This window comes from Streptomyces nidicola, from assembly GCF_050106155.1.
Taxonomy (GTDB): domain Bacteria; phylum Actinomycetota; class Actinomycetes; order Streptomycetales; family Streptomycetaceae; genus Streptomyces.
The window spans coordinates 6,464,781-6,489,567 of record NZ_JBNBPI010000001.1; the positions used below are offsets into that span (position 1 = coordinate 6,464,781).

22 protein-coding genes are annotated in these 24,787 nt (G+C 72.4%); 7 read left to right on the top strand and 15 right to left on the bottom strand.

Features of this window, described 5'->3' with window-relative positions:
• Positions 1–9: 9 nt before the first annotated feature.
• Positions 10–1,158, bottom strand: coding sequence for a PP2C family protein-serine/threonine phosphatase (locus ACOKM3_RS29185; RefSeq protein ID WP_426903999.1), 1,149 nt, complete (start codon positions 1,156–1,158; stop codon positions 10–12).
• 93 nt (positions 1,159–1,251) lie between these two features.
• A complete protein-coding gene (locus ACOKM3_RS29190) occupies positions 1,252–1,752 on the bottom strand; it encodes a GNAT family N-acetyltransferase (RefSeq protein ID WP_426904000.1) in 501 nt (166 codons plus the stop codon).
• A 33-nt stretch (positions 1,753–1,785) separates the two neighbouring features.
• On the opposite strand from ACOKM3_RS29190, the gene ACOKM3_RS29195 reads away from it, so the two are divergent.
• Positions 1,786–2,673: a TIGR01777 family oxidoreductase gene (locus ACOKM3_RS29195; RefSeq protein ID WP_426904001.1), complete on the top strand. Its 888-nt coding sequence runs from the start codon at positions 1,786–1,788 to the stop codon at positions 2,671–2,673.
• 523 nt (positions 2,674–3,196) lie between these two features.
• Here ACOKM3_RS29195 and ACOKM3_RS29200 read toward each other — a convergent pair.
• The 10 genes from ACOKM3_RS29200 to cobT all read right to left on the bottom strand — a co-directional run bounded on the left by ACOKM3_RS29200 (position 3,197) and on the right by cobT (position 16,838).
• Positions 3,197–3,712, bottom strand: a complete 516-nt coding sequence (locus ACOKM3_RS29200) for a DUF4240 domain-containing protein (RefSeq protein WP_426906923.1) — start codon at positions 3,710–3,712, stop codon at positions 3,197–3,199.
• Between the two features lie 121 nt (positions 3,713–3,833).
• A complete protein-coding gene (locus ACOKM3_RS29205) occupies positions 3,834–4,826 on the bottom strand; it encodes a helix-turn-helix transcriptional regulator (RefSeq protein ID WP_426904002.1) in 993 nt (330 codons plus the stop codon).
• Between the two features lie 39 nt (positions 4,827–4,865).
• The gene (locus tag ACOKM3_RS29210; RefSeq protein WP_426904003.1) at positions 4,866–5,678 is read right to left on the bottom strand and encodes a VOC family protein; all 813 of its coding nucleotides are present in this window, start codon (positions 5,676–5,678) and stop codon (positions 4,866–4,868) included.
• A 72-nt stretch (positions 5,679–5,750) separates the two neighbouring features.
• A complete protein-coding gene (aceE, locus tag ACOKM3_RS29215) occupies positions 5,751–8,453 on the bottom strand; it encodes a pyruvate dehydrogenase (acetyl-transferring), homodimeric type (RefSeq protein ID WP_426904004.1) in 2,703 nt (900 codons plus the stop codon).
• Between the two features lie 235 nt (positions 8,454–8,688).
• Complete coding sequence (locus tag ACOKM3_RS29220; RefSeq protein ID WP_426904005.1) at positions 8,689–9,312, bottom strand: GntR family transcriptional regulator; 624 nt, start codon at positions 9,310–9,312, stop codon at positions 8,689–8,691.
• Positions 9,313–9,555: 243 nt separating this feature from the next.
• The gene (sucB, locus tag ACOKM3_RS29225) at positions 9,556–11,331 is read right to left on the bottom strand and encodes a 2-oxoglutarate dehydrogenase, E2 component, dihydrolipoamide succinyltransferase (protein WP_426904006.1); all 1,776 of its coding nucleotides are present in this window, start codon (positions 11,329–11,331) and stop codon (positions 9,556–9,558) included.
• A gap of 97 nt (positions 11,332–11,428) precedes the next feature.
• The gene (gene lpdA, locus ACOKM3_RS29230) at positions 11,429–12,817 is read right to left on the bottom strand and encodes a dihydrolipoyl dehydrogenase (RefSeq protein WP_426904007.1); all 1,389 of its coding nucleotides are present in this window, start codon (positions 12,815–12,817) and stop codon (positions 11,429–11,431) included.
• A 294-nt stretch (positions 12,818–13,111) separates the two neighbouring features.
• Positions 13,112–14,650 carry a leucyl aminopeptidase gene (locus tag ACOKM3_RS29235; RefSeq protein WP_426904008.1) on the bottom strand — a complete coding sequence of 513 codons (1,539 nt, stop codon included), beginning with the start codon at positions 14,648–14,650 and terminating at the stop codon, positions 13,112–13,114.
• 132 nt (positions 14,651–14,782) lie between these two features.
• Positions 14,783–15,553, bottom strand: coding sequence for an adenosylcobinamide-GDP ribazoletransferase (locus ACOKM3_RS29240; protein WP_426904009.1), 771 nt, complete (start codon positions 15,551–15,553; stop codon positions 14,783–14,785).
• Between the two features lie 214 nt (positions 15,554–15,767).
• Positions 15,768–16,838 (bottom strand): nicotinate-nucleotide--dimethylbenzimidazole phosphoribosyltransferase, encoded by a 1,071-nt coding sequence (cobT, locus tag ACOKM3_RS29245; RefSeq protein WP_426904010.1) that lies wholly within the window; start codon positions 16,836–16,838, stop codon positions 15,768–15,770.
• 234 nt (positions 16,839–17,072) lie between these two features.
• Between cobT and ACOKM3_RS29250 the strand changes: the two genes are divergently transcribed.
• Positions 17,073–18,146, top strand: a complete 1,074-nt coding sequence (locus ACOKM3_RS29250) for a class I SAM-dependent methyltransferase (protein WP_426904011.1) — start codon at positions 17,073–17,075, stop codon at positions 18,144–18,146.
• A gap of 15 nt (positions 18,147–18,161) precedes the next feature.
• On the opposite strand, the gene ACOKM3_RS29255 is transcribed toward ACOKM3_RS29250, so the two are convergent.
• Positions 18,162–19,367 carry a bifunctional adenosylcobinamide kinase/adenosylcobinamide-phosphate guanylyltransferase gene (locus tag ACOKM3_RS29255; RefSeq protein WP_426904012.1) on the bottom strand — a complete coding sequence of 402 codons (1,206 nt, stop codon included), beginning with the start codon at positions 19,365–19,367 and terminating at the stop codon, positions 18,162–18,164.
• Between the two features lie 85 nt (positions 19,368–19,452).
• Between ACOKM3_RS29255 and ACOKM3_RS29260 the strand changes: the two genes are divergently transcribed.
• Complete coding sequence (locus ACOKM3_RS29260; protein WP_426904013.1) at positions 19,453–19,686, top strand: hypothetical protein; 234 nt, start codon at positions 19,453–19,455, stop codon at positions 19,684–19,686.
• Positions 19,687–19,878: 192 nt separating this feature from the next.
• Here the strand turns inward: ACOKM3_RS29260 and ACOKM3_RS29265 are convergent, their stop codons facing one another.
• On the bottom strand, positions 19,879–20,586 hold the full coding sequence (locus ACOKM3_RS29265) for a class I SAM-dependent methyltransferase (protein ID WP_426906924.1): 708 nt from the start codon (positions 20,584–20,586) through the stop codon (positions 19,879–19,881).
• Between the two features lie 92 nt (positions 20,587–20,678).
• Positions 20,679–21,275: a DUF3043 domain-containing protein gene (locus ACOKM3_RS29270; RefSeq protein ID WP_426904014.1), complete on the bottom strand. Its 597-nt coding sequence runs from the start codon at positions 21,273–21,275 to the stop codon at positions 20,679–20,681.
• A gap of 252 nt (positions 21,276–21,527) precedes the next feature.
• Here ACOKM3_RS29270 and ACOKM3_RS29275 point away from each other — a divergent pair, with 252 nt between their 5' ends.
• Genes ACOKM3_RS29275 through ACOKM3_RS29290 form a run of 4 tightly spaced genes read left to right on the top strand, consistent with a single transcriptional unit; the run spans position 21,528 to position 24,675 of the window.
• Positions 21,528–22,328, top strand: coding sequence for a PspA/IM30 family protein (locus tag ACOKM3_RS29275; protein ID WP_426904015.1), 801 nt, complete (start codon positions 21,528–21,530; stop codon positions 22,326–22,328).
• A 52-nt stretch (positions 22,329–22,380) separates the two neighbouring features.
• On the top strand, positions 22,381–22,659 hold the full coding sequence (gene pspAA / locus ACOKM3_RS29280; protein WP_426904016.1) for a PspA-associated protein PspAA: 279 nt from the start codon (positions 22,381–22,383) through the stop codon (positions 22,657–22,659).
• A 46-nt stretch (positions 22,660–22,705) separates the two neighbouring features.
• A complete protein-coding gene (locus tag ACOKM3_RS29285; protein ID WP_426904017.1) occupies positions 22,706–23,980 on the top strand; it encodes a sensor histidine kinase in 1,275 nt (424 codons plus the stop codon).
• Positions 23,977–24,675, top strand: coding sequence for a response regulator (locus tag ACOKM3_RS29290; RefSeq protein ID WP_426904018.1), 699 nt, complete (start codon positions 23,977–23,979; stop codon positions 24,673–24,675). Before ACOKM3_RS29285 ends, ACOKM3_RS29290 begins: the two co-directional genes overlap by 4 nt.
• Positions 24,676–24,787: the final 112 nt, after the last annotated feature.

A 24,787-nucleotide genomic window follows, 5' to 3' on the forward strand; every position in this document is an offset into this window, starting at 1 on the left:
GTTCACACCTCACGCCTCGCGAGGCACGTCCGGGGTCCGCGTGGCGCCGGGAGCGGACACGAGAGGGGCGAAGACCAGCAGCGTCAGGTCGTCCCTGACCGATCCCGCGAACCGGATGACGTCCCGCCACACCGCGTCCGTGAGCCCGGCCGGGTCCTCGCCCGCGAACTGCGGAAGCCGGTCGGCGAGCGGATAGAACTCCCCGTCCCGGTTGCGCGCCTCCGTCACACCGTCCGTCGGCGCGATCAGCCGGTCCCCGGGCCGCAGTTCGACCGTGAGGCGCTCGGGCGGCGCGAGCTCCGCGAGACCGAGGCCGAGCGGCGCCCCCGCCGGCACGTCCAGCTCGGTCACCCGCCCGCCGCGCAGCAGCAGCGGGTGCGGGTGGCCGCAACTGATGACGTGCACGACGGGTGCCTCGCCGGGGGAGGGGTCGGGGAATTCGAGCAGCACCGCCGTCGCGAACAGCTCCGCGTGCTCGTCCTCCGCCGTGTCCACCACGAGCCGCCGGTCGAGCCGTGCCGCCACGCCCTCCAGGTCCGGCTGGTCGAGCACGGCCTCGCGGAACGCGCCGAGCAGCCCCGCGACCGTGCCCACCGCCGACAGACCGTGCCCCTGTACGTCGCCGACGACGGCGCGCACGCCGGTCGGGCCCCGGCGCACGTCGAAGAGGTCGCCGCCGACCAGGGCGCCGCGGTGCGCCGCCCGGTACAGGCCCGCGCAGCGCACGGCGCCGACCCGCTCGGGCAGCGGCGGCAGCACCGCGAACTGGGCGGCCTCCGCGACCGTGCGCACCGTGACCAGCTGCTCGTCCCTGCGCCTGCGGACCAGGGCGATCGCCGTGCTGAGCACGGCGACGAGACCCACCGTCAGTACGTCACTGTCGCCGGGGCGGCCGAAGCCGGTGCGGGGCAGTTCGAGGAGCAGGAGGACGAAGCCGCCGTACAGGGCCGTGGCCACGGGACCGTACGACAGCGCGGCGAGCGGCGGGATGGCCGCGAGCGGGAACGCGAGTTCGAACCGGTATCCCGTGGGAGCCTGCAACGCGTACAGGACCACGAGCAGGGCGATCGGCAGCCACCGCACCCAGCGCGGCGGCGGCGCACCGCGCAGCCAGGCGCGCTCCGCCTCGTCTCTGCGGCGCGCCGTGGGCCAGGTCATGCCGGCTTCGGCTCCCTTCGCGACGGACGTACCACCTCACCCTGCTACGAGTCGCGGCCCGTCGCACGCCGTGACCGCGCGGCGCCGGACGGGCTACAGGGGCTGTCCCATCAGCACGTCGTCCACGTACGCCCCGTCGAGCAGGAACTCCCCGGGCAGTACGCCCTCGATGGCGAAGCCCTCCGCCTCGTACAGCTTCCGTGCCGGGGTGTTGTGGCCGAGGACGCGCAGCGTGATCCGGCGTGCGCCCTGCCGCCGTGCCAGCTCGATCGCGCCCCGCACCAGGGCCCGGCCCGCGCCGCGCCCGCGGGCCGCGTCGGCGACCGCGAGCCCCATGATCTGCCGTACGTGCGCGTTCGACTCCAGGGGAGTGGGGCGGCCGAGGCGGACGTAGCCGACGAGTACGCCGTCGAGCTCGGCGACGAGGTGGTCGCGGGGGCCGAAACGCTCGTTGAAGAACGGCGAAGGCGCCGGGTCGAGCGCCTTCACCGCGTGCAGATACGACCAGGTCTCCCGGTCGAGGCGGTCGAGCGCGGGCGCGTCCTCGGGGACGGCGGAACGTATGTGGGCCACGGAGCCCTCGGGGGCTGACATGCGGCCGACTGTACGACGGGCAGGATGGGTCCCATGACACGTTTCGCGGTGGCGGGCGCCTCCGGACTCATCGGCTCGGCCCTGGTGCGGTCCCTGACGGACGACGGGCACGACGTGGTGCGCCTGGTGCGGCGCGCGCCACGGGCGGCGGACGAGGCCCGCTGGGATCCGAAGGAGGGGTACGTCGACTCGTCCCGGCTCGCCGGCTGCGAGGCGATCGTCAACCTCGCGGGGGCGGGGGTCGGTGACCACCGGTGGACGGACGCGTACAAGCGGGAGATGCGGGACAGCCGGGTCCTCGGTACGCAGACGCTCGCTCGGGCGGCGGCGGGGCTGGACACGCCGCCGCGGGTCTTCCTCAACGGCAGCGCGGTCGGCTACTACGGCGACACGGGCAGCCGCACCGTCGATGAGACGGCTCCGGCGGGCGACGGTTTCCTGCCCTCGCTGTGCGTCGAGTGGGAGGCCGCGGCGGCGCCCGCGCACCAGGCGGGCATCCGTACGGTGTTCGCCCGCACCGGTCTTGTGGTCGCGCGGGGCGGTGGGGCCTGGGGCAAGCTCTTTCCGCTGTTCAAGGCGGGGCTCGGTGGGCGGATGGGGGACGGGCGGCAGTACTGGTCGTACATCGCGCTCGACGACCATGTGGCGGCGTTGCGGCACCTTTTGGACGCGGGTGACGTGGCCGGTCCTGTGAACCTGACGGCGCCGCAGCCGGTGACGAACCGGGAGGTGACGGAGGCGATGGGGCGGGTGCTGCGGAGGCCTGCGGTGCTGGCGGTTCCGGCGGCGGTGTTGCGGGTGGTGCTTGGCGAGATGTCGGGGGACGTTCTTGGGTCGACCCGGGCCGTGCCCACGCGGCTGCTGGAATCCGGCTTCGAGTTCACCCACCCCGGAGTGGACCAGGCGCTCCGCGTAGCGTGAGCCGGACGGATCCCTACGCCACGGGGCTCCGCCCCGGACCCCGCTGCTCAATCGCCGCAGGGGCTCAAAATGCCCACCCGCCGCGAGGCTCGAATTGTCGACCCGCCCGCAGGGCTCGAATTGTCGTCCTGCCCCGCAGGCGATCGCCCGGCTCCCGCCCATCTCCCACCCACCCGCCCCCTCCGGGGGCGTCGGGCCGACGGGGTGCCGCCAGCCGCCTTGGGCAATCCGCCACCGGCCACGGCTCCCCACCCGTCACGGTCGACGCTGCCCCCGCCATAGGCGATCTGGCGTCAGCCACGGCTCCCCACCCGCTGCGGTCGACGCCGCCCCCGCCTGGGCAACCTCCGCCCACCACGGCTCCCCACCCGCTGCGGTCGGCCGCCACCGCCTTGGGCAATCTGCCGCCTGGGGCGGCAGGGTGGGCAAGGCGGCGCCCGGTGCCGCGCGCCCATCGCGATGAGGCCCGGCCCCGGTGCCGCGTACCTACCCGTCACGGCGGGGCGCGGCCGCTGGGCCGTGGCTAGCCGAAGCGGGACGTCAGGCGGGGATACGTGCGGGCCATCACCCCGTCGTCCTCGAAGTCCAGAGGCGTGCCCTCCGGCTCCGGGGGCGCGGGGGCGAGGCCCAGGTCCGGGGCCACCACACCCGTCAACTGCTCGTACGCCTCGTCCGCCGCGTAGCCGATCTCCTCACCGTCCCCGTCGACCTCCTCGTCGAAGTCGTCCAGGAGCTCCGCGAGCGAGTCCGGATCGTGCAACGCCCCCTCGAACACCTCCCGGCCCTGGCCGATCAACCAGCACCGGAAGTAGTCGAACGCGTCGTCGCTCGCCCCGTCCAGCAGGACCCACGCCGCGCCCCAAAGATCCCACCGGTACGCCCGGTTGTACCGGGACTCGAAGTGCCGGGCGAAGTCGAGCACGAAATCCGGATCGGACCGCAGCAGCCGCTCGACGAGCAGCTCGGCGTGGTCCTCGGGGTCGCCGCCCGCGGCCTCACGCGTACTGTCCACGATCTCCCAGAACTCGGTCTCGTCCATCACGGGACCAGCATCGGCCCTGTACCGATGGGGCGCACGCCGAGCGCGGGAGCTGCTCCACTTCGTTATGCATGCACATGCCCACGGCACGCCCGGGACGCCCCGCGCGGCGAGGCACCCGTCAGCCGTACCACTCCCGCATCCGCCGCGCGGCCAGCGCGAACCGCTCCCGCAGCGCCGCCGGAGCCACCACCTCCGCCTCCGGCCCGAGCGCCATGAGCTGCGTGTACGCCACGTCCTCCGACTCGACCGGCAGGGTCACCGTCACCCGCCCCTCCGCGTCCGCGTCCCCCGCCGACTCCACGGCCTCGCGCGCGGACGCCGCATCGGTGGCGTACGGCAGTTGACGTACCCCGGAGGGCGTGAGCCGGACGACGACCTCCGACCGCAGCAGTGCCCGCGCGAACTGCGCCGCCCGCTCCTCCCAGAACGCGGGCAGGTCGAACGCGTCCTCCCCCTCGACCCGCGCGAACCGCTCCTCGCCCGGCTCCACCGCCGTGAACCGGTCGACCCGGTACACCCGGAAGTCGTCCGCCCCGCGCACCGCCGCCGCCAGGTACCAGACGCCCGCCTTGAGCACGAGCCCGTACGGCTCCAACTCCCGCTCCACGTCCTCCGACTGCCCCAGCGAAGTGCGGCGATAGCGGACCAGCAGCACCCGGTCCTCCCACACCGCCTCCGCGATCGCGGGCAGCAGCTCGGGCGTCTGCGGCTCCTGGAACCAGCCCGGCGCGTCCAGATGGAAGCGCTGCGCCGCCGCCCGCGGCGCGTCCCGCAAGGAGGGCAGCAGGGCCGCCGACACCTTCAGATGCGCCGCCGAGGCCGCGTCCTGAAGGCCCATCTCGCGCAGCGCCCCCGGCACCCCCGACAGGAACAGCGCCTCCGCCTCGCCCCGCGCGAGCCCCGTGAGCCGCGTCCGGTACCCGCCGATCAGCCTGTACCCACCGGCCCGCCCCCGGTCCGCGTACACCGGAACCCCGGCCTCCGACAACGCCTGCGCGTCCCGTGTCACCGTCCGCTCGGACACCTCGAGCTCGCGCGCCAGCTCGGCCGCGGTCATGGACGGCCGGGACTGGAGCAACAGCACCATCTTGATCAGGCGGGCAGCACGCATGCGGCCATCATGAACCGCCGCACTGACAACGGACCCCGCTCAAGCGGCGAAGCGCATCACCGAGAACGCCGCGCCCTGCGGGTCCGCGAGCATCGCGAACCGCCCCGGCTCGATCGCCGTCGGCTGCACCAGGACCTGCCCCGACAGCTCCACGCAGCGCTCCGCCACCGCGTCCGGATCGTCCACGGCCACGTACAGATTCCAGTACGAGGGCACCTCGGGCGGGAACTCGCCGGTCGACATGTCGACCATGCCGCCGAACGCCTCGTCGGCGACCGTCCAGTTCGTGTAGGCGCCGTTGCGCTCGGTGCCCCAGCCGAGCACCGACTGGTAGAAGTCGACGGAGCCCGCGCCGTCCCGGGTGAGCAGCTCGAACCAGCAGAAGCTGCTCGGCACGTTCACCGCCTGGAAGCCCGCGTGCTCCTGCGGCTCCCACAGGCCGAACACGGCGCCCGCCGGGTCCTGGCAGACCGCGAGCCTGCCCTCATCGGGGACGCCGATCGGGCCGGAGACGACACGGCCGCCGTTGCCGCTCACGCGCGCGGTGACCGCGTCGATGCCGCTGGACTGGAAGTACGGAAGCCAGGCGGCGGGCTGTCCGGGGCGCAGCACCGGGCCGACCCCGGCCACCTTCGGCCCGTCCGGGCTGTCGAGCGAGAACGTGCCGTGGCCGCCGACCGTCGGGTCGTCGGACGACCGGGTGCGCCAGCCGAACAGGGCCTCGTAGAAGTACCGGGCCGCCTCCGGTTCTGTGGTCGACAGATCGGCCCAGCAGGGAGCGGAGGGGGAGTTGGAGATCTTCACGGCACTGTGCCTTTCGCGGACGGCCTGCGCGACGACGCGTCCATTCACGCACGCGTGCCCCGTCCCGGCAATCGGGACGGGGCACGCACAAGCCCGTGCTTCGAAGAAGCAGGCGGAGAACTACAGGCCGTAGCGCTCGCGCGCCTCCTTCACGGCCGTCGCCTTGACCTCGCCGCGGCGGGCGAGCTGGGCGAGGGCCGCGACGACGATCGACTCGGCGTCGACGCCGAAGTGGCGGCGGGCGTCCTCACGGGTGTCGGAGAGGCCGAAGCCGTCCGCACCGAGCGAGGTGTAGTCCTGCTCGACCCACTGCGCGATCTGGTCGGGGACCTGGCGCATGTAGTCGGACACGGCCAGCACCGGGCCCTCGGCGCCGGCGAGCGCCTGGCGGACGAACGGCACCCGCTCCTCGCCGTTCAGCAGCGCCTCGTCGGCCTCCAGGGCCTCACGGCGCAGCTCGGTCCAGGACGTCGCGGACCACACGTCGGCGGCCACGCCCCAGTCCTCGGCGAGCAGCTGCTGGGCCTTGAGCGCCCAGTGGATCGCCGTACCGGAACCGATGAGGTTGGTGCGCGGGGCGTTGGCGGCCGCGGAAAGTCCGGCCGTCTCCGCCGTGTTGAAGCGGTAGAGGCCCTTGATGATGGCCTCGTCGAGACCGTCCACGGCCGGCTTCGCGGGCTGCGGCATCGGCTCGTTGTAGACCGTCAGGTAGTAGAAGACGTCCTGGTCCTCGCCCGGCTTGGCCTCGCCGTACATGCGGCGCAGGCCCTCCTTCATGATGACCGCGATCTCGTAGGCGAACGCCGGGTCGTAGGAGAGAGCCGCCGGGTTGGTGGCCGCGATCATCGGCGAGTGGCCGTCCGCGTGCTGCAGGCCCTCACCGGTGAGCGTCGTGCGGCCGGCCGTGGCGCCGACGACGAAGCCGCGGCCCATCTGGTCGGCGAGCTGCCAGAACTGGTCGCCGGTGCGCTGCCAGCCGAACATCGAGTAGAAGATGTACAGCGGGATCATCTGCTCGCCGTGCGTCGAGTACGACGTGGCGGCGGCGATGAAGTCGGCGAGCGAACCGGCCTCGTTGATCCCCTCGTTGAGGATCTGGCCGGACTCGGACTCCTTGTAGTACATGAGCTGGTCGCGGTCGACCGGGTCGTACGTCTGGCCCTTGGGCGAGTACAGACCGAGCGACGGGAACAGCGACTCCATGCCGAAGGTGCGCGCCTCGTCGGGGATGATCGGCACCCAGCGCTTGCCGGACGTCTTGTCCCGTACGAGGTCCTTCAGCAGCCGTACGAGTGCCATCGTCGAGGCGACGGACTGCGAGCCGGAGCCCTTGTCGAACGAGGCGAACGCCTTGTCCGCGGGCGCGGGCAGCGGCGCGAGCGGCTGCGTACGGCGGGCCGGGGCGGGACCGCCCAGGGCGGCGCGACGCTCGGCGAGGTAGCGCAGCTCGGGGGAGCCCTCCTCGGGACGGGCGTACGGGACGACGCCGTCCTCGAATTTGCTGTCCGGGATCGGCAGGTCAAGGAGGTCACGCATCCCCTTGAACTCGTCGATCGTCAGCTTCTTCATCTGGTGGTTGGCGTTCTTGGACTCGAAGCCCTTGCCGAGCGTGAAGCCCTTCACCGTCTGGGTGAGGATCACGGTCGGCTTGCCCTTGTGCTCGACGGCCGCCTTGTACGCCGCGTACACCTTGCGGGGCTCGTGGCCGCCGCGGGAGGTGTGGAAGCACTCGGAGATCTTGTCGTCGGACAGGACCTTGGCGAGCTCGATGAGCGCCGGGTCGGTGCCGAAGAAGTTCTCGCGGATGTAGGCGACGTCGCGGGTCTGGTACGTCTGGAACTGGGCGTCCGGGACCTCGCGCAGGCGGCGAAGCAGGGCGCCGGTGGTGTCGAGCTGGAAGAGCTCGTCCCAGGCGTTGCCCCACATGGACTTGATGACGTTCCAGCCGGAGCCGAGGAACTGGGCCTCGAGCTCCTGCACCACGCGGAAGTTCGGGCGGACCGGGCCGTCCAGGCGCTGCAGGTTGCAGTTGATGACGAAGGTCAGGTTGTCCAGACCCTCGCGGGCGGCGAGCGTGAGCGCCGAGGTCGACTCGGGCTCGTCCATCTCGCCGTCGCCGAGGAACGCCCAGACGTGCGAGTTCGACGTGTCCTTGATGTTCCGCGCCGACAGGTAGCGGTTGAACCGCGCCTGGTAGATCGCGGACAGCGGGCCGAGGCCCATGGACACCGTCGGGAACTCCCACAGCCAGGGAAGGCGGCGCGGGTGCGGGTACGACGGCAGGCCGTTGCCACCCGCCTCGCGGCGGAAGTTGTCGAGCTGCTGCTCGGAGAGGCGGCCGTCGAGGAACGCGCGGGCGTAGATGCCGGGCGAGGCGTGGCCCTGGATGTAGAGCTGGTCGCCCGAGCCGTCGCCCTCCTTGCCGCGGAAGAAGTGGTTGAAGCCGGTCTCGTACAGCCAGGCGGCCGAGGCGAAGGTGGCGATGTGGCCGCCGACGCCGTGCTTCGAGCCACGGGTCACCATCGCGGCCGCGTTCCAGCGGTTGTACGCGGTGATCCTGGCTTCCATCTCCTCGTCGCCGGGGAACTCCGGCTCGGCGGGGGTGGGGATGGAGTTGACGTAGTCCGTCTCAAGAAGCTTCGGCAGCGCCAGGCCGCCCGCCTCGGCGCCTTCCAGGGTGCGCCGCATCAGGTATGCGGCACGGTGTGGCCCGGCCGCCTTGGTGACGGCGTCCAGGGAGGCCCGCCATTCGGCGGTCTCCTCGGGGTCACGGTCCGGGAGCTGGTCGAGCTCGCTCGGCTGGATGCGCATGGGGTCGGTCATAGTCGCCGCACGCCTTCCTGAGTCGAAGGGGGTGGGGTGGGGGTGCCCTTTGTCTTTGGCAGGACAGGGCGAGGTCCCGGTGGGGACCCGTCGGTGACTGTAACTCCCTGATCGATGATCGATCAAAGGATTCACCCGCAAAATCTCTTCAGATCAAGAAAGTCGGCACAGGGTGTCGCCTGTTTTTCTTGATCAGGGCACGGAGTGCCTGGTCAGAGAAGCGGACGGTGACCCCTCATGCGCGGGGTGCACATCCCAGTACGTGGGCCTTGACCAAGGCCGCGATCTCCGGGTCACGGCGCCGGAACGCGGCGACCAGATCGGCGTGCTCCTCCGCGTACGACTGCTGCACCGTGCCCAGCCAGCGGATGGACAGCGCGGTGAAGACCTCGATGCCGAGCCCTTCCCAGGTGTGGAACAGCACGGAGTTGTCCGCGGCCCGCACCAGCTCGCGGTGGAAGGCGACCGTGTGCCGCACCTGGGCGGTCCCGTCGGCCTCCTGGTCGGCCCTGTAGAGCGCCTCCACGTGGGGTTCCAGGGCCGAGCAGTCGCCGGCGAGCCGGTCGGCCGCCAGCTCCGCCGCGATGGCCTCCAGGCCCGCCCTGACGGGGTAGGACTCCTCCAGGTCGGCCGCGGAGAGGTTCCGTACCCGCACGCCCTTGTTCGGCGCCGACTCGATGAGCCGCAGCGACTCCAGCTCCCGCAGCGCCTCCCGCACCGGGGTCTGGGAGACCTCCAGCTCGGTCGCGATGCGGCGCTCCACGATGCGCTCGCCCGGCTTCCAGCGGCCGCTGACGATCCCCTCGACGATGTGCTCGCGGATCTGATCGCGAAGCGAGTGGACGACGGGCGCGGTCATGGGGGCTCCTTGGCAGGGTGGACCCGGTGGGTCGGCGGGGACCCTTAGACAATACGGCCGCTGCCCTGGCCGGACGGGGTACGGCCGCGCATGCGACGGGTGATGCCGGTTACAGAGAGCGTTTGTCGGGGGCGGGCTACAGAAGGGGGTGCCCGCCCGGGCGTGCGGCTACGCACGCGCGCGTACGACGGCGCCCCCGACCGGAGGGTTCCGGTCGGGGGCGCCGTCGTGGACCTGCTGTCTTTACAGACCGAGCTCGGCGGTGAACTCGCCGGCCTCGAGGATCTGCTTGACCGTGGTCAGGTAGCGGGCGGCGTCCGCGCCGTCCACCAGACGGTGGTCGTAGGAGAGCGTCACGTAGGTCATGTCACGGACGGCGATGGTGTCGCCGAGCTCCGGGTCGGAGATGACGACGGGGCGCTTGACCGTGGCGCCGATGCCCAGGATGGCGACCTGGTTCGGCGGGACGATGACGGTGTCGAAGAGGGCGCCGCGCGATCCCGTGTTGGAGATCGTGAAGGTCGCGCCGGACAGGTCGTCCGGGGCGATCTTGTTGGTGCGGACCTTGTCGGCCAGCTCGGCGGTCTTCTTGGCGATGCCCGCGATGTTGAGGTCACCCGCGCCCTTGATGACCGGGGTCATCAGGCCCTTCTCCGAGTCGACGGCGATGCCGACGTTCTCGGAGTCGAAGTAGGTGATGGTGCCCTCGTCGTAGTTCAGGCGGGCGTTGATGACCGGGTGGGCCTTCAGCGCCTGGACGGCGGCCTTGACGAAGAACGGCATCGGGGAGAGCTTGACGCCCTCGCGGGCGGCGAAGCCGTTCTTGGCCTTGTTGCGCAGCTTCATCAGCTTGGTGATGTCGACCTCGATGACCGAGGACAGCTGAGCCTGCTCCTGCAGCGCCTTGTGCATGTTGTCCGCGATGGCCTTGCGGATGCGCGGCAGCTTGACCGTCTGACCGCGGAGGGGAGAGGCCTCCAGGGTCGGGGCGGACTTGGAGGCAGCGGCGGCCGGGGCGGCAGCGGCCGGAGCCTGCGCCTTGGCGGCCTCGGCGGCGGCGGTGACGTCCTGCTTGCGGATGCGGCCGCCGACGCCGGTGCCCTTGACGGTGGACAGGTCGACGCCGTGCTCGGAGGCGAGCTTGCGCACCAGCGGGGTCACGTAGGCGCCCTCGTCGGCCGGGGTGACCGGCGCGGCGGGGGTGGCCGGAGCGGCCGGGGCGACCGGGGCCGGGGCGGCCGGCGCGGGGGCCGGAGCAGCCGGGGCGGCGGCGGGCGCGGCCGGGGCGGCGGGAGCCGCGGGGGCGGCCGGGGCCGGAGTCGGCTCGGGGGCCGGGGCCGGGGCCGGAGCGGCGGCCGGAGCGGCCGGGGCCGGGGTCTCGGCGGCGGCCGGGGCGGCGCCCGGGGCACCGATGACGGCGAGCTTGGCGCCGACCTCGGCGGTCTCGTCCTCGGCGACGGTGATCTCCAGGAGAACGCCGGCGACGGGGGAGGGGATCTCGGTGTCGACCTTGTCGGTCGAGACCTCGAGCAGCGGCTCGTCCTCCGCGACCTCCTCGCCGACCTCCTTGAGCCAGCGGGTGACGGTGCCCTCGGTGACCGACTCGCCCAGCGCGGGCAGCACGACGTCGGTACCGGAGGCGCCACCGGCCGGGGCGGCGGGGGCTTCCTGAGCGGCGGGGGCCGGCTCGGCGGCGGGGGCCGGAGCCTCCTGCGCCGGGGCGGGCTCGGCGGCCGGGGCCTCGGCGGCGGCCGGGGCGGGCTCGGCGGCCGGGGCACCGGAACCGTCGTCGATGACGGCCAGCTCGGCGCCGACCTCGACGGTCTCGTCCTCGGCGACCTTGATGGAGGCGAGCACGCCGGCGGCGGGCGAGGGGATCTCGGTGTCGACCTTGTCGGTCGACACCTCCAGCAGCGGCTCGTCGACCTCGACGCGCTCGCCCTCGGCCTTCAGCCAGCGGGTGACAGTGCCCTCGGTGACGCTCTCACCGAGCGCCGGAAGGGATACGGAAACCGGCATGGTTTCGGTTGCTCCTTAACGATGTGCAATGCGCGGCAACGCAGTGCGGAAGTCTGTGGTGGTCGGTCGTCGCGCCCAGGTGCGACAGGGGCGTGGCTCAGTCGTGCGAGTGCAGCGGCTTGCCCGCGAGGGCCAGGTGGGCCTCGCCGAGCGCCTCGTTCTGCGTCGGGTGCGCGTGCACGAGCTGGGCGACCTCGGCGGGCAGCGCTTCCCAGTTGTAGATCAGCTGGGCCTCGCCGACCTGCTCGCCCATGCGGTCGCCGACCATGTGGACGCCGACCACGGCACCGTCCTTGACCTGCACGAGCTTGATCTCGCCCGTGGTCTTCAGGATCTTGGACTTGCCGTTGCCCGCGAGGTTGTACTTCAGAGCGACGACCTTGTCCGCACCGTAGATCTCCTTGGCCTTGGCCTCGGTGATACCGACGGAGGCGACCTCCGGGTGGCAGTAGGTCACGCGCGGCACGCCGTCGTAGTCGACCGGAACCGGGTTCAGGCCGGCCAGACGCTCCGCGACCAGGATGCCCTCCGCGAAGCCGACGTGCGCGAGCTGGAGGGTCGGGACCAGGTCACCGACGGCCGAGATGGTCGGCACGTTGGTCTGCATGTACTCGTCGACGAGCACGAAGCCGCGGTCCATGGCGACGCCCTGCTCCTCGTAGCCGAGGCCCTGGGAGACCGGGCCGCGACCGATGGCGACGAGGAGGACCTCGGCGTCGAAGGTCTTGCCGTCGGCGAGGGTCACGCGGACGCCGTCCTGCGTGTACTCGGCCTTCTCGAAGAAGGTGCCGAGGTTGAACTTGATGCCGCGCTTGCGGAAGGCGCGCTCCAGGATCTTGGAGCTGTTCTCGTCCTCGACCGGGACGAGGTGCTTGAGGCCCTCGACGACCGTGACGTCGGTGCCGAAGGACTTCCACGCCGAGGCGAACTCGACGCCGATGACGCCGCCGCCCAGGACGATCGCGGACTGCGGGACGCGGTCCAGCTTCAGCGCGTGGTCCGAGGAGATGATGCGGTTGCCGTCGATCTCCAGGCCCGGCAGCGACTTCGGCACGGAGCCGGTCGCGAGGAGGACGTGGCGGCCCTGGACACGCTGGCCGTTGACGTCGACGGACGTCGGGGAGGAGAGCTTGCCCTCGCCCTCGATGTACGTCACCTTGCGCGAGGCCACGAGGCCCTGCAGGCCCTTGTACAGGCCGGAGATCACGTCGTCCTTGTACTTGTGGACGGCGTTGATGTCGATGCCCTCGAAGGTGGCCTTGACACCGAACTGCTCGCTCTCGCGCGCCTGGTCCGCGATCTCACCGGCGTGCAGCAGAGCCTTCGTGGGGATGCAGCCGTTGTGCAGGCAGGTGCCGCCGAGCTTGTTCTTCTCGATCAGGGCGACGTCCAGGCCCAGCTGCGCTCCGCGCAGGGCCGCGGCGTAACCGCCACTGCCACCGCCGAGGATCACTAGGTCGAAAACGGTGCTGGCGTCGTTCGCCACGTCACGTCCTCCATGCATGTGCGCCGTACGCCGGTCTCCGACGACCGGGCGGCGGGGTGTTCGGCCGCTCGTTCTTCGGCCCTGGGTAGGGCCCTGTCCTGCCGTACCCCATCCTCGCACTTGTCGACGGCAGTCGGGACGTCGGGCTGGGGGGTGAGACGGCTGTTACACCGGAAACAGCTGTGACGAGCGGGGACAAACACGCGGATTTCGTTCAAAGCGAACAGCCCCCGGGGTCGTGCACCCGGGGGCTGTTCAGCGCTTATGCGGCGATCGCGCGGTGTGCGCGGGGCCTCAGCCGAGGTCGCCCGCCGCCGTCCGCTCCGCGAGACGGACCAGCGTGCGGACCGCGGAACCGGTGCCGCCCTTCGGCGTGTAGCCGAACGGGGCCGACTCGTTGAAGGCCGGGCCCGCGATGTCGAGGTGGGCCCACGTGATGCCCTCGCCGACGAACTCCTTCAGGAACAGACCTGCGACCAGGCCGCCGCCCATCCGCTCGCCCATGTTGGCGATGTCGGCGGTCGACGAGTCCATGCCCTTGCGCAGGTGCGTCGGGAGCGGCATCGGCCAGGCCGGCTCGCCGACCTCTTCGGCGGCCTCGTGGATCGAGCCGCGGAAGGCGTCGTCGTTGCCCATGATGCCGAAGGTGCGGGAGCCGAGCGCCAGCATGATCGCGCCGGTCAGCGTCGCGACGTCGACGATCGCGTCGGGCTTCTCCTCGGAGGCCTTGGCGATGGCGTCGGCGAGCACGAGGCGGCCCTCGGCGTCGGTGTTGAGCACCTCGACCGTCTTGCCCGAGTACATGCGCAGCACGTCGCCGGGGCGGGTGGCCGAGCCCGACGGCATGTTCTCGGCGAGCGCAAGCCAGCCGGTGACGTTCACCTCGAGACCCAGGCGCGCGGCGGTGACGACGGCGGCGAACACGGCGGCGGCGCCGGCCATGTCGCACTTCATCGTCTCGTTGTGACCGGCCGGCTTCAGCGAGATGCCGCCCGAGTCGTACGTGATGCCCTTGCCGACGAAGGCGAGGTGCTTCGCGTTCTTGCCCGCCTTGGCGCTCTTGTACGAGAGCTTCACCAGGCGCGGGGCCGAGGCGGAACCGGCGCCGACGCCGAGGATGCCGCCGTAGCCGCCCTTCTCCAGGGCCTTCTCGTCGAGCACCTGCACCTTGATGCCGTGCTCCTTGGCCGCGGCCTGGGCGACGGCGGCGAAGGCCTCCGGGTTCAGGTCGTTCGGCGGGGTGTTGATCAGGTCGCGGGCGCGGTTCAGCTCCTCGGCCACGGCTAGGGCGCGCTCGATCGCCGCCTTGTACGCCTTGTCGCGGGGCTTGCCGCCGAGGATCGCGACCTCGGCGAGCGGCGCCTTGCCGTTCTTCGGGGTCCCCTTGTCGTCGGAGACCTCCTTGTACGTGTCGAAGGAGTACGCGCCGAGCAGCGCGCCCTCCGCGATGGCGCCGGCGTCCTCGGCGTCGTCGACCGGCAGCGCGAACGCGGCCTTCTTCGAACCGGCCAGGGCGCGGGCCGCGACACCGGCTGCGCGGCGCAGCGCCTCGCTGTCGTACGCGCCGTCCTTCTCGGGCTCGCCGCCGAGACCGACCGCCAGCACGAGCGGCGCCTTGAAGCCGGAAGGTGCCGGGAGCTTGGTCACCTCGCCCTCGCCGCCACTGGCGCCGAGGGTCTCCAGGACGGAACCGAGCTTTCCGTCGTACGCCTTGTCCACGGCTTCCGCGCCGTGCGCGACGACCGGGCCCTTGTCGCCCTTCACGACGCCGACGACGATCGCGTCGGCGCGCAGGCCGGTCGCCGCGGCGGTGCTGAGAGTCAGAGCAGTCACGGTGGTGAGGTCCCTCTTTCATCGGGTGAACCCCGGCTTCTTCGCCGGGGCCGGGGGTAGTTGGCCCGCCCGGGCCGAGCCTACGCCCGTCGTTCTTGGGCTGCTTCGTCCAGGTGCGCCCTGCCGCGGGGATCAGCCGAGGGCCAGGATCACCAGTGCCGTCGTGGCCGCCGTCTCGGCTAGTGCGCCGAAGACGTCGCCGGTCACCCCGCCGAAGCGGGAGACGCAGCGGCGCGACAGGAGTTCGGCGGCGGAGCAGCCCAGGACGACGGCGAGGGCGGCCCGGAGGGAGAGGGCGGCGCTCGCCGCGACCACCACCACGCCCACGATCAGCGCCGCCCGCCGCGACACCGTCTCCGCGACCGCCGCGCCGAGGCCCTCGGGGCGGGCGGCCGGTACGCCGGTGCGGGAGGCGAAGGTCAGGGCGAGGCGCGCGGTCACCGCGGAGACGGTCGCGGCGAGGGCGCCGCGCCACCACGACTGCCCGAACTGGTCGGCCAGGACGGCGACTTGGGCGAACAGCGCCAGGACGAGCGTGACCACGCCGAAGGGCCCGATGTCCGACTGCTTCATGATCCGCAGGGCGTCGTCGGCGGGCTTCCCGCTGCCCAGGCCGTCCGCGACGTCCGCGAGCCCGTCGAGGTGCAGTCCGCGGGTGAGGGCGGCGGGCACGGCGACGGCGGCGACCGCGGCGAGCAGCGCGCCCGCCCCGAGCAGCGCCAGCGCCCCGCCGACCACGGCCGCGGCGAGCCCGACGACCAGCCCGACGAGCGGCGCGCAGAGCATCCCGTTCCGGGCGGCCGCATGGTCCCAGCGGGTGACGTTCACCCGAAGAACGCTGAGCGTCCCAAACGCAAAACGTATGCCGTCCGGCAGAGTGGCGGGGGAGGTGTTTTCGGACACCGCTGGAGATTACCCGCCACCGCGTCCTGGTTGCGCGCCACCGGGGGCGCCGCCTTGCCCACCCTGCCGCCCAAGGCGGCAGATTGCCCAAGGTGGCGACGCCCACCCGCATGCCCAGGCAGCGGGTGGGCAAATCCAGCCCCGCTCTTGGACGAGAGCCCGCGGGGTCCGGGGCGGAGCCCCGTGGCGTGGACCGGGGGCCGCCCCCTTACGCCTACTGGTCGACCGGCTCCGCGGAACCCGCCGCCTCCGGCAGCTCCGCTGCCAGCGCAGCCGCCGCCTGCACCAGCGGAAGCGCAAGAAGCGCCCCCGTACCGCCGCCGACCCGGACGTCCTGGTCGAGGAGGACGTCCATGGCCATCCGGTCGAGCGCCTTCGCCTGGGCCGGTTCGCCGCTGGCATGCGCGGCCAGCCACCAGTCGGGCGCGCGGAAAGCGACCCGCTGGCCGACGAGCGCGCAGGCCGCGGAGACCACCCCGTCGAGGAGCACGGGCGTACGCCGCACCGCGCACTGGAGCAGGAACCCCGTCGCCGCCGCGAGATCCGCCCCGCCCACCGTGGCGAGGAGCTGGAGCTGGTCGCCGAGGACGGGCCGGGCCCGCCGCAGCGCGTCACGGATCGCCGCGCACTTGCGCATCCAGGCGAGGTCGTCGATGGGGTCGCCGCCACGGCCCGTCACCACGGACGCGTCCGTGCCGCACAGCGCCGCGATCAGCGTGGCCGCCGCCGTCGTACCGCCGACGCTGATGTCGCCGAGGACAACGAGATCCGTACCGGAGTCGGCCTCCTCGTCGGCGACCGCCATGCCCGCGCGGAACGCGGCCTCCGCCTCTTCGAGGGTGAGCGCGTCCTCGGTGTCGATGCACCCAGAGCCGCGCCGCACGCGCCGGTCGTCGACGGACTTGGGCAGCTCGTCGGGCTCGCAGTCGAGGGAGAGGTCGACGACGCGCACGCCGACGCCGAGCCGGCGCGCGAGCACCGCGCCCGTGGAGGCGCCCTCGACGACCTCCCGTACGAGGTCGGCCGCGCTGCCCGCGGGCCGCTTCGACACATCGAGTCCGGCCACGCCGTGGTCGCCTGCGAAGAGGACCACGCGCGGCCGCGCGACCGGTCGTACGGGCACCGCGCCCTGGGCGGCGCTCAGCCACTCGCCCAGTTCGTCGAGGCGGCCGAGGGCGCCCGGCGGCACGGCGAAGCGGGCCCTGCGCTCCTCGGCGTCGCGGCGGGTGCCGCCGTCGGGGCGCTCGATCAGATCGGTGAAGTCGTCGAGGTTCAGCGAGCTCATTCGCCGAACAGTACCGGCCGTCGCGAGGGTCTGGCCCCAGCTGCACCGTCCGTCACGGGACACCGATGGGTGCGTCCTTCCGGCGGACGCCGACGACGGGCGGTGAGTCGCCTCCGGGCTGTCATGAACTGCTCGGAGATGATCGGTTGCGTTCATGTTCGCGGCGAATTGTCATATCTCGCGCGCTCGTTGCGGCAACGCAGACCATGACTGCCATGACTGGAGGCCTCACCCTTGACCGCCCCCGCCACCCCCCAGGCCGTCGCCGAGCGCCGCCCCGCCTACCTCACCGAACTCGCCCAGGGCACCGAACGCTTCCACGAGCCACGCCGCCCCGACTGCCCCTGGTGCGGCAGCACCCGGCTGCGCACCCGCCTGCGCACCACCGACCTCCTCCAGCACAAGCCCGGCAGCTTCACCCTCGTCCAGTGCGGGTCCTGCGCCCACTCGTTCCAGAACCCCCGCCTCACCCCGGAGGGCCTGGACTTCTACTACCGGGACTTCCGCAAGGGCCGCTACGCCGACCAGGCCGAGTGGATCTTCCGCGCGCGCACCTCCGCCCACCGCGACCGGTCCCGCGCCCGCGCCCTCGCCGCGTTCGCCGAACCGGAGAGCTGGCTCGACATCGGCACCGGTCAGGGCCACTTCCCGGCGGTGGCCCAAGAGGTGCTGCCGTACACGGCCTTCGACGGCCTCGACAGCGGCGAAGGCGTCGAGGAGGGCCGCAGGGCGGGCCGCGTCGAGCGGGCCCACCAGGGCCAGTTCACCGATCTCGCCCCCGGGATCGAGGGCGGCTACGACGCGCTGAGCATGTTCCACTACCTGGGCCGCTCCCGCGATCCGCGCGAGGAACTGAAGGCCGCGCACCGTGTGCTGCGCCCCGGCGGGCATCTGATGATCGAACTCCCCGACCCCGAGAGCCGCTTCGCGAAGCTCCTCGGCAAGTGGTGGATCTCGTACTTCCAGCCGCAGCACCTGCATCTGATCCCGCTCGCCAACCTCCGCGCCGAACTGCGCGCCCTCGGCTACACGGTCGTCGCCGTCGACCGCAGCGAGCCCCACGTCCCGCTGGATCTCGCGGCAGGACTCGCCCTGTTCGCGGGCCGGCACCTGCCCGACGCCGACGACCCGTGGCGCACCAAGGCCCCCGGCCGGGCCCAGCGCATCCTGCGCAAGATCCTGATGTACGCCGTCGCGCCCGCGTTCCTCGCCGCCTGCGCGGCCGACCGGGTCCTCGCTCCGCTTGCCCGCCGCACCCGCTTCTCCAACGCGTACCGGGTGATCGCGCGCCGCGACCCGGACGCGTAGGACAGCGGATCCGGGTCAGCCGCGCAGCACGAGCGGCTGACCCGCGACGACGAGCAGCACATGCTCGCACTCGGACGCGAACGCCGCGTTCAGACGGCCGAGTTCGTCCCGGTAGCGGCGCCCCGACGCGGTCGCGGGCACGATCCCCGAACCCACCTCGTTCGAGACCGCGACGACGATCCGCCGCGTGCGCCGCACCGCGTCGACCAGCTCGGCCACCCGCTCCCGCAGCGCCTTCTCACCACCGCCCGCCCACTCGGCGTCGTCCCAGGCCCCGACCTCGTCCATCGCGTACGTCAGCCACAGCGACAGGCAGTCGACCAGCAGCGGAGCGGCATCCTCGGGGTCGTCGAGCAGCGGCACGAGATCGCAGGTCTCGGCCGTCCGCCAGGACCCCGGCCGCCGCTCCCGGTGCGCGGCCACCCGCTGCGCCCACTCCGTGTCCCCGCCGCGCGTCCCGCCGGTCGCCACGTACAGCACATCGGGGAACGCCTCCAGGCGCCGCTCGGCCTCCACCGACTTCCCGGACCGTGCCCCGCCGAGCACCAGCGTCCTGCGCGGCACATCGGGCACGTCCTCGTACGTGCCGACGTCCAGGGTCGTGCCGTCCGGCACGGCCCGCGCGCCCGCGGCCGCGAGCCGCCGGGCGAGCTCCCGGCCCGGGAAGACGTCGTGGTCCAGATGGACGGCGAGGACATCGGTGGTCGGGCCGATCGCGCCCGCGGAACGCAGCCGCGCGAGCGCGTCGGGACGGCCGACGACATCGGCGAGGACCATCTCGTACGGCGCCCGCGCCTCGTCGAAGCCCGCGGGCGCCGTGCCCGGCGGCAGATAGAGCAGCCGCTCGCCCTCGGGCCCCGTCACCTCGTAGCCGGTGCCCGGCGCGTCCAGGGCGAGCGCCCGCACCCGGTGACCGGTGAGCAGCGCCAGCTCCCGGCCGTCCGGCACCCGGCCGGGCTGCGGAAGCCCCGCGGGCACCTCGACCGCGGGCCCGTCGTGCGGATGCGAGAGCAGCACCTGCCGTACGCCGCCGAGGCTGTGCCCCGAACGGGCCGCGGCGAACGCGGCCCCCGGCGTCAGGTCGAGCAGCAGCGTCCCGTCGATCAGGACCGCCGTCGCGGCACGGGCGTCGCGGCCGAGCGCGGTCGCGCAGGCGGCGCAAGGGCAGTCGGGGCGGGGCAGCCCGTCGGGGCCGCCGGTGCCGAGCAGTGTCAGTTCCACAGGAAGATCCTCCCGCGCCCCCTTGATCGACGCTCGCCCGGATAGGCTTCCGGGGACATCGGACATCCGTAACCGGGAGGCTGACATGGCGGCGTGGACGTGGCGGTTCGAGAAGTCCGACGGGACGGAGGTGGCTCCCGCGGTACAGCCCGAGGAGTTCACCACGCAAGGGGACGCCGAGTCCTGGGTCGGCGAGTACTGGAAGCAGCTCGCGGACGGCGGCGCCGACCAGGTCACGCTCCGCGAGGACGACAAGGTCATCTACGGCCCGATGAGCCTCCACGCGGAGGACACGTCTTCCAGCTCCGCCGACGGGTGAGCACATCCAGCCCGAGCGACGATTGAGCACATCAAGCCCCAGCGGCGGGTGAGCAGATTCAGCCCCGCCGGCGTTTGAGGCGCGGGGTCCGGGGCGGAGCCCCGAGACGTCATCAACGGCGCCGTGGTCGCGGCCCGGGGCCCTGCCCCGGACCCCGCTGCTCAATCGCCGCAGGGGCTTGAGTGGCAGGGCTCAGCCACGCACCCCGCACAAATGCAGAAGCGCGGCCACCCGCCGGTACGGATCGGACCGACCCGCCCTCTCCTCCGCGGCGAGCAACGTCTGCAACTCCCCGTGCTCCGGCGCCCCCGCATCGTCCGGGGCCTGATCCGTGAAGACCCGCACCCCGTACCACGCATGCAACGGCGCCCCGATCCCGGCAAGCGTCTCCGTCAGCGCACCGAGCCGGTCGGCCCTGACATCGAGCCCGAGCCGGTTCGTGTACTTCACCGACTCGAACGCGCCGAGGGCCCCGATCCAGTCACCGGCGAGCCCCGGCCGCATCGCGAGCGCGTCCCCGTTGCGCACGACGAGGGAGAGCAGGCCGCCCGGCGCCAGCATCCGGGCCAGGCCCGCGAGCAGCGCGTCGGGATCGTCGACGTACATCAGCACGCCGTGACAGAGCACGACGTCGAAGCTGCCCGGCAGGAAGTGCACGCCGGTCTCCATGCCGCTGCCCTGCACGAGGCGGACGCGGTCACGCACCCCCGCGGGCTCCGCGGCGAGCGCCCGGCCCGCCACGGCGACCATCTCCGGATCCTGCTCCACGCCGGTCACCTTGTGCCCGGCGCGGGCGAGGCGCAGGGCCTGCGTGCCCTGGCCCATCCCCACGTCGAGCACCCGCAGCCGCTGACCGACGGGGAACCGTGCGGCCAGCTGCTCGTCGAGCTGCCTGGCCACGAGCTCCTGCCGCACGATGTTGCGCAGGCCGCCGAGCTTGTCCAGCCAGGAGTGCACAGCGTCGCCGGCGAAAGCCTCCGTGCTGTCCGTACTCAGGGCCGCTCTCCGCGCTTGACCTGCGGCTTCGGCAGGCGCAGCCGCTTCATCTGGAGCGTGCGCATGAGCGCGTACGCGACGGCGCCCTTACGGCGCTCGTTCGGGAACTTCTCCGTGAGGATCTTCTTCAGGCGGAAACCGGTCACGGCCGAGTCGACGACGATCGCGACGATCACGAACAGCCACAGCAGCAGCGCGATGTTCTGCAGCGAACCGACGCGGATCATGCTCAGGACGAGAATGACCACCGCCATCGGCAGGAAGTACTCGGCGATCGCGAAGCGCGAGTCGACGAAGTCGCGCGCGTACTTGCGCACCGGGCCCTTGTCACGGGCGGGCAGGTAACGCTCGTCGCCGTTGGCCAGCGCCTCGCGCTGGCGCTGCATCGCGGTGCGGCGCTCGTCGCGCGAGCGGGTGCGGGCCTCCTTCGGCGACATCTTGGTGTTGGCCACGCTGCGGCGCTGCGTCTGGGCCTCGCTGCGCTTCGGCGTGGGGCGGCCCTTGGGCGCCTGCGGGTCTCTGGGCTGCTGGGACTGGCTCACCTTGGCCTGCGCGGCCTGGGCCTTGTCGTCCTTGGATCGGCTACGGAACACAATCGCCAGGGTACGTGGTGGTCATGCATCGACCACAGGGCAGTGGGGAACGATCCGGCAACGTCCCGCGTCCTGTCGTCAGGGGTCATCTACTCCTTGCGCCGGAGCGGGGCCGGAAGCAGTCGTCCTCGGGGATGAGCGCATCCGTACCTGAACAGTGCGGTAATAGAGGCAGGACCCGTACTGTGGTTTCTGTCGCAGTGCTGGAGCTGGACCAACGCTGGATCTGTCAGAAGGGGGCGCGCGAAGCCCATGAGCGGTGTCATGAAGCGTATGGGGATGATCTTCCGCGCGAAGGCGAACAAGGCCCTTGACCGGGCCGAGGACCCGCGCGAGACCCTCGATTACTCGTACCAGAAGCAGCTGGAGCTGCTCCAGAAGGTACGCAGGGGGGTCGCGGACGTGGCGACGTCCCGCAAGCGCCTGGAACTGCAGCTCGGTCAGCTCCAGTCCCAGTCGTCCAAGCTCGAGGACCAGGGCCGCAAGGCGCTCGCGCTCGGCCGGGAGGACCTGGCCCGCGAGGCCCTGTCCCGCCGTGCCGCGCTCCAGCAGCAGGTCACGGACCTGGAGACGCAGCACCAGACGTTGCAGGGCGAGGAGGAGAAGCTCACTCTCGCGGCGCAGCGGCTGCAGGCGAAGGTCGACGCCTTCCGCACCAAGAAGGAAACGATCAAGGCCACGTACACCGCGGCGCAGGCGCAGACCCGGATCGGGGAGGCGTTCTCCGGCATCTCCGAGGAGATGGGCGACGTCGGCATGGCGATCCAGCGTGCCGAGGACAAGACGGCCCAGCTGCAGGCGCGGGCCGGCGCCATCGACGAACTGCTCGCCTCCGGCGCGCTCGACGACTCGTCCGGCCTCGCCAAGGACGACATCCAGAGCGAGCTGGACCGGCTCTCCGGTGGTACGGATGTAGAGCTGGAGCTGCAGCGCATGAAGGCGGAGCTGTCCGGTGGCTCGTCCTCGTCGCAGCAGGCGCTCGAGGGCGGACAGGAGCAGTCCCAGCCTTCGCAGGCGCAGCCCCAGGACACCCCGCGCTTCGACAAGCAGTAGTGCCTGTACTGCCTGTAGAGCGGTAGAGCTGTAGTGCCTTGAGGAGGCCGACATGATCGTCCGGATCATGGGGGAGGGCCAGGTGGAGTTGGCGGACGACCACTTCACCGAACTCAACAAGCTCGACGACGAACTCCTCGCGGAGATGGAGAGCGGCGACGAGGCGGGCTTCCGCCGTACGCTCGCCGCTCTCCTGGACGCGGTCCGCCGCCTGGGCGCTCCGCTGCCGGACGACGCCCTGGAACCGTCGGAGCTGATCCTGCCGGCGGCGGATGCCACGTTGGCGGAGGTCCGCGAGATGCTCAGCGACGACGGCCTGATCCCGGGGTAGCGGCTCCGCCGGAGGCGGCGGGTGCGGGCGCGCTACCGTGAACCCGGTGAACCGCTTCGTACGGTGGGCCAGGACGCATCCGCTGGCCCTGGACGCCACCCTCGCGCTCGGCGTCCTCCTCTGCATGGTCGCCGGCTCCTTCGTCGACCCGCACGGCCCGGAGGGTACGTACGCCTGGGGCGCCAGAACGCCGAACGTGCTCAGCCTCGTCCTGATGCTGCTCGGCGCCGCCGCCCTCGTGTTCCGCCGCCGCGCCCCCCTCTGCGTACTCGCGGCGACCTCCGCCGTCTCCGTCGTCGAACTGGTCACCGGCGACCCCCGCGCCCCCGTCGTGATGTCCGCGGTCGTCGCCCTCTTCACGGTCGCCGCCACCACGGACCGCCCCACCACCTGGCGCGTCGGCCTCGCCTCGATGGCGGTGCTGACCGGCGTCGCCATGTTCGCGGGCCCGCTGCCCTGGTACTCCCAGGAGAACCTCGCCATCTTCGCGTGGACCGGGATGGCCGCCGCCGCGGGCGATGCGGTCCGCTCCCGCCGCGCCTTCGTCACCGCGATCAGGGAGCGCGCCGAACGCGCCGAACGCACCCGCGAGGAGGAGGCCAGGCGCCGCGTCGCCGAGGAGCGGCTGCGGATCGCCCGCGATCTGCACGACGTCGTCGCCCACCACATCGCGCTCGTCAACGTGCAGGCCGGCGTCGCCGCCCACGTCATGGACCGGCGGCCCGATCAGGCCAAGGAGGCCCTCGGCCACGTCCGCGAGGCCAGCCGCTCCGCGCTCAACGAACTCCGCGCCACCGTCGGCCTGTTGAGGCAGACCGGAGACCCGGAGGCGCCCACCGAGCCCGCTCCGGGACTCGACCGGCTCGACGACCTCGTCGACACCTTCCGGCACGCGGGCCTGCCCGTCGAGGTGGCCCGCGCGAAGGACGCCCCCGCCCTGCCCGCCGCCGTCGACCTCGCCGCCTTCCGCGTCGTGCAGGAAGCGCTGACGAACGTACAGAAGCACGCGGGCCCCGAGGCCAAGGCCGAGGTCAGCGTCGTGCGCGTGGGACCGAACGTGGAGATCACCATCCTCGACAACGGCCCCGGCGCCACGGCCTCGTACGGCGACCATCCCAGCGAACCGGACGAGCCCGACGCGAACGGCGGCCACGGCCTGCTCGGCATGCGCGAACGCGTCACCGCGCTCGGCGGCACCCTCACCGCGGGACCGCGCTACGGCGGCGGTTTCCGCGTCCATGCGATCCTTCCGACCAAGGCCCGCACCGGCGGCGCCGACCCCGTCGCGGGCCCCGACACCTCCGAGGACGCCACCACATGACCAGCGCAACGATCCGGGTCCTCCTGGCCGACGACCAGGCCCTGCTGCGCAGCGCCTTCCGGGTGCTCGTCGACTCCGAGCCCGACATGGAGGTGGTGGGGGAGGCGTCCGACGGCGCCGAGGCCGTCCGGCTCGCCCGCTCCGAGCGCCCCGACGTCGTGCTCATGGACATCCGGATGCCCGGCACCGACGGCCTCGCCGCCACCCGCGAGATCAGCGCGGACCCGGCCCTCGGCCACGTACACGTCGTGATGCTGACGACGTTCGAGGTCGACGAGTACGTGGTGCAGTCGCTGCGGGCCGGCGCCTCCGGCTTCCTCGGCAAGGGCGCCGAGCCCGACGAACTGCTCGGCGCCGTCCGGATCGCGGCCGCCGGCGACGCCCTGCTCTCGCCCCTCGCGACCAAGGGTCTGATCGCCAAGTTCCTCGCGCAGGGGGACGGCTACGAGGAGGGGGCACGCCCCACGGACGGCAGCGCCGGGCGGCTCGCCGCGCTCACCGGGCGCGAGCGCGAGGTCCTCGTCCAGGTCGCGGGCGGCCACTCCAACGACGAGATCGCCGAGCGCCTCGAGGTCAGCCCGCTCACCGTGAAGACCCACGTCAACCGCGCCATGGCCAAGCTGGGCGCCCGCGACCGCGCCCAACTCGTCGTCATCGCGTACGAATCGGGCCTGGTACGTCCACGGGTGGAGTGACCCTTACGGGCCGCGTACTACGGGCGCAGTAGGCGGCGGACAAGAACGGGACCTGGGAGCGACGAATCGGGTCGCACGCATGACCGAGGGTGGACCGTGGGTCCCACGCCTC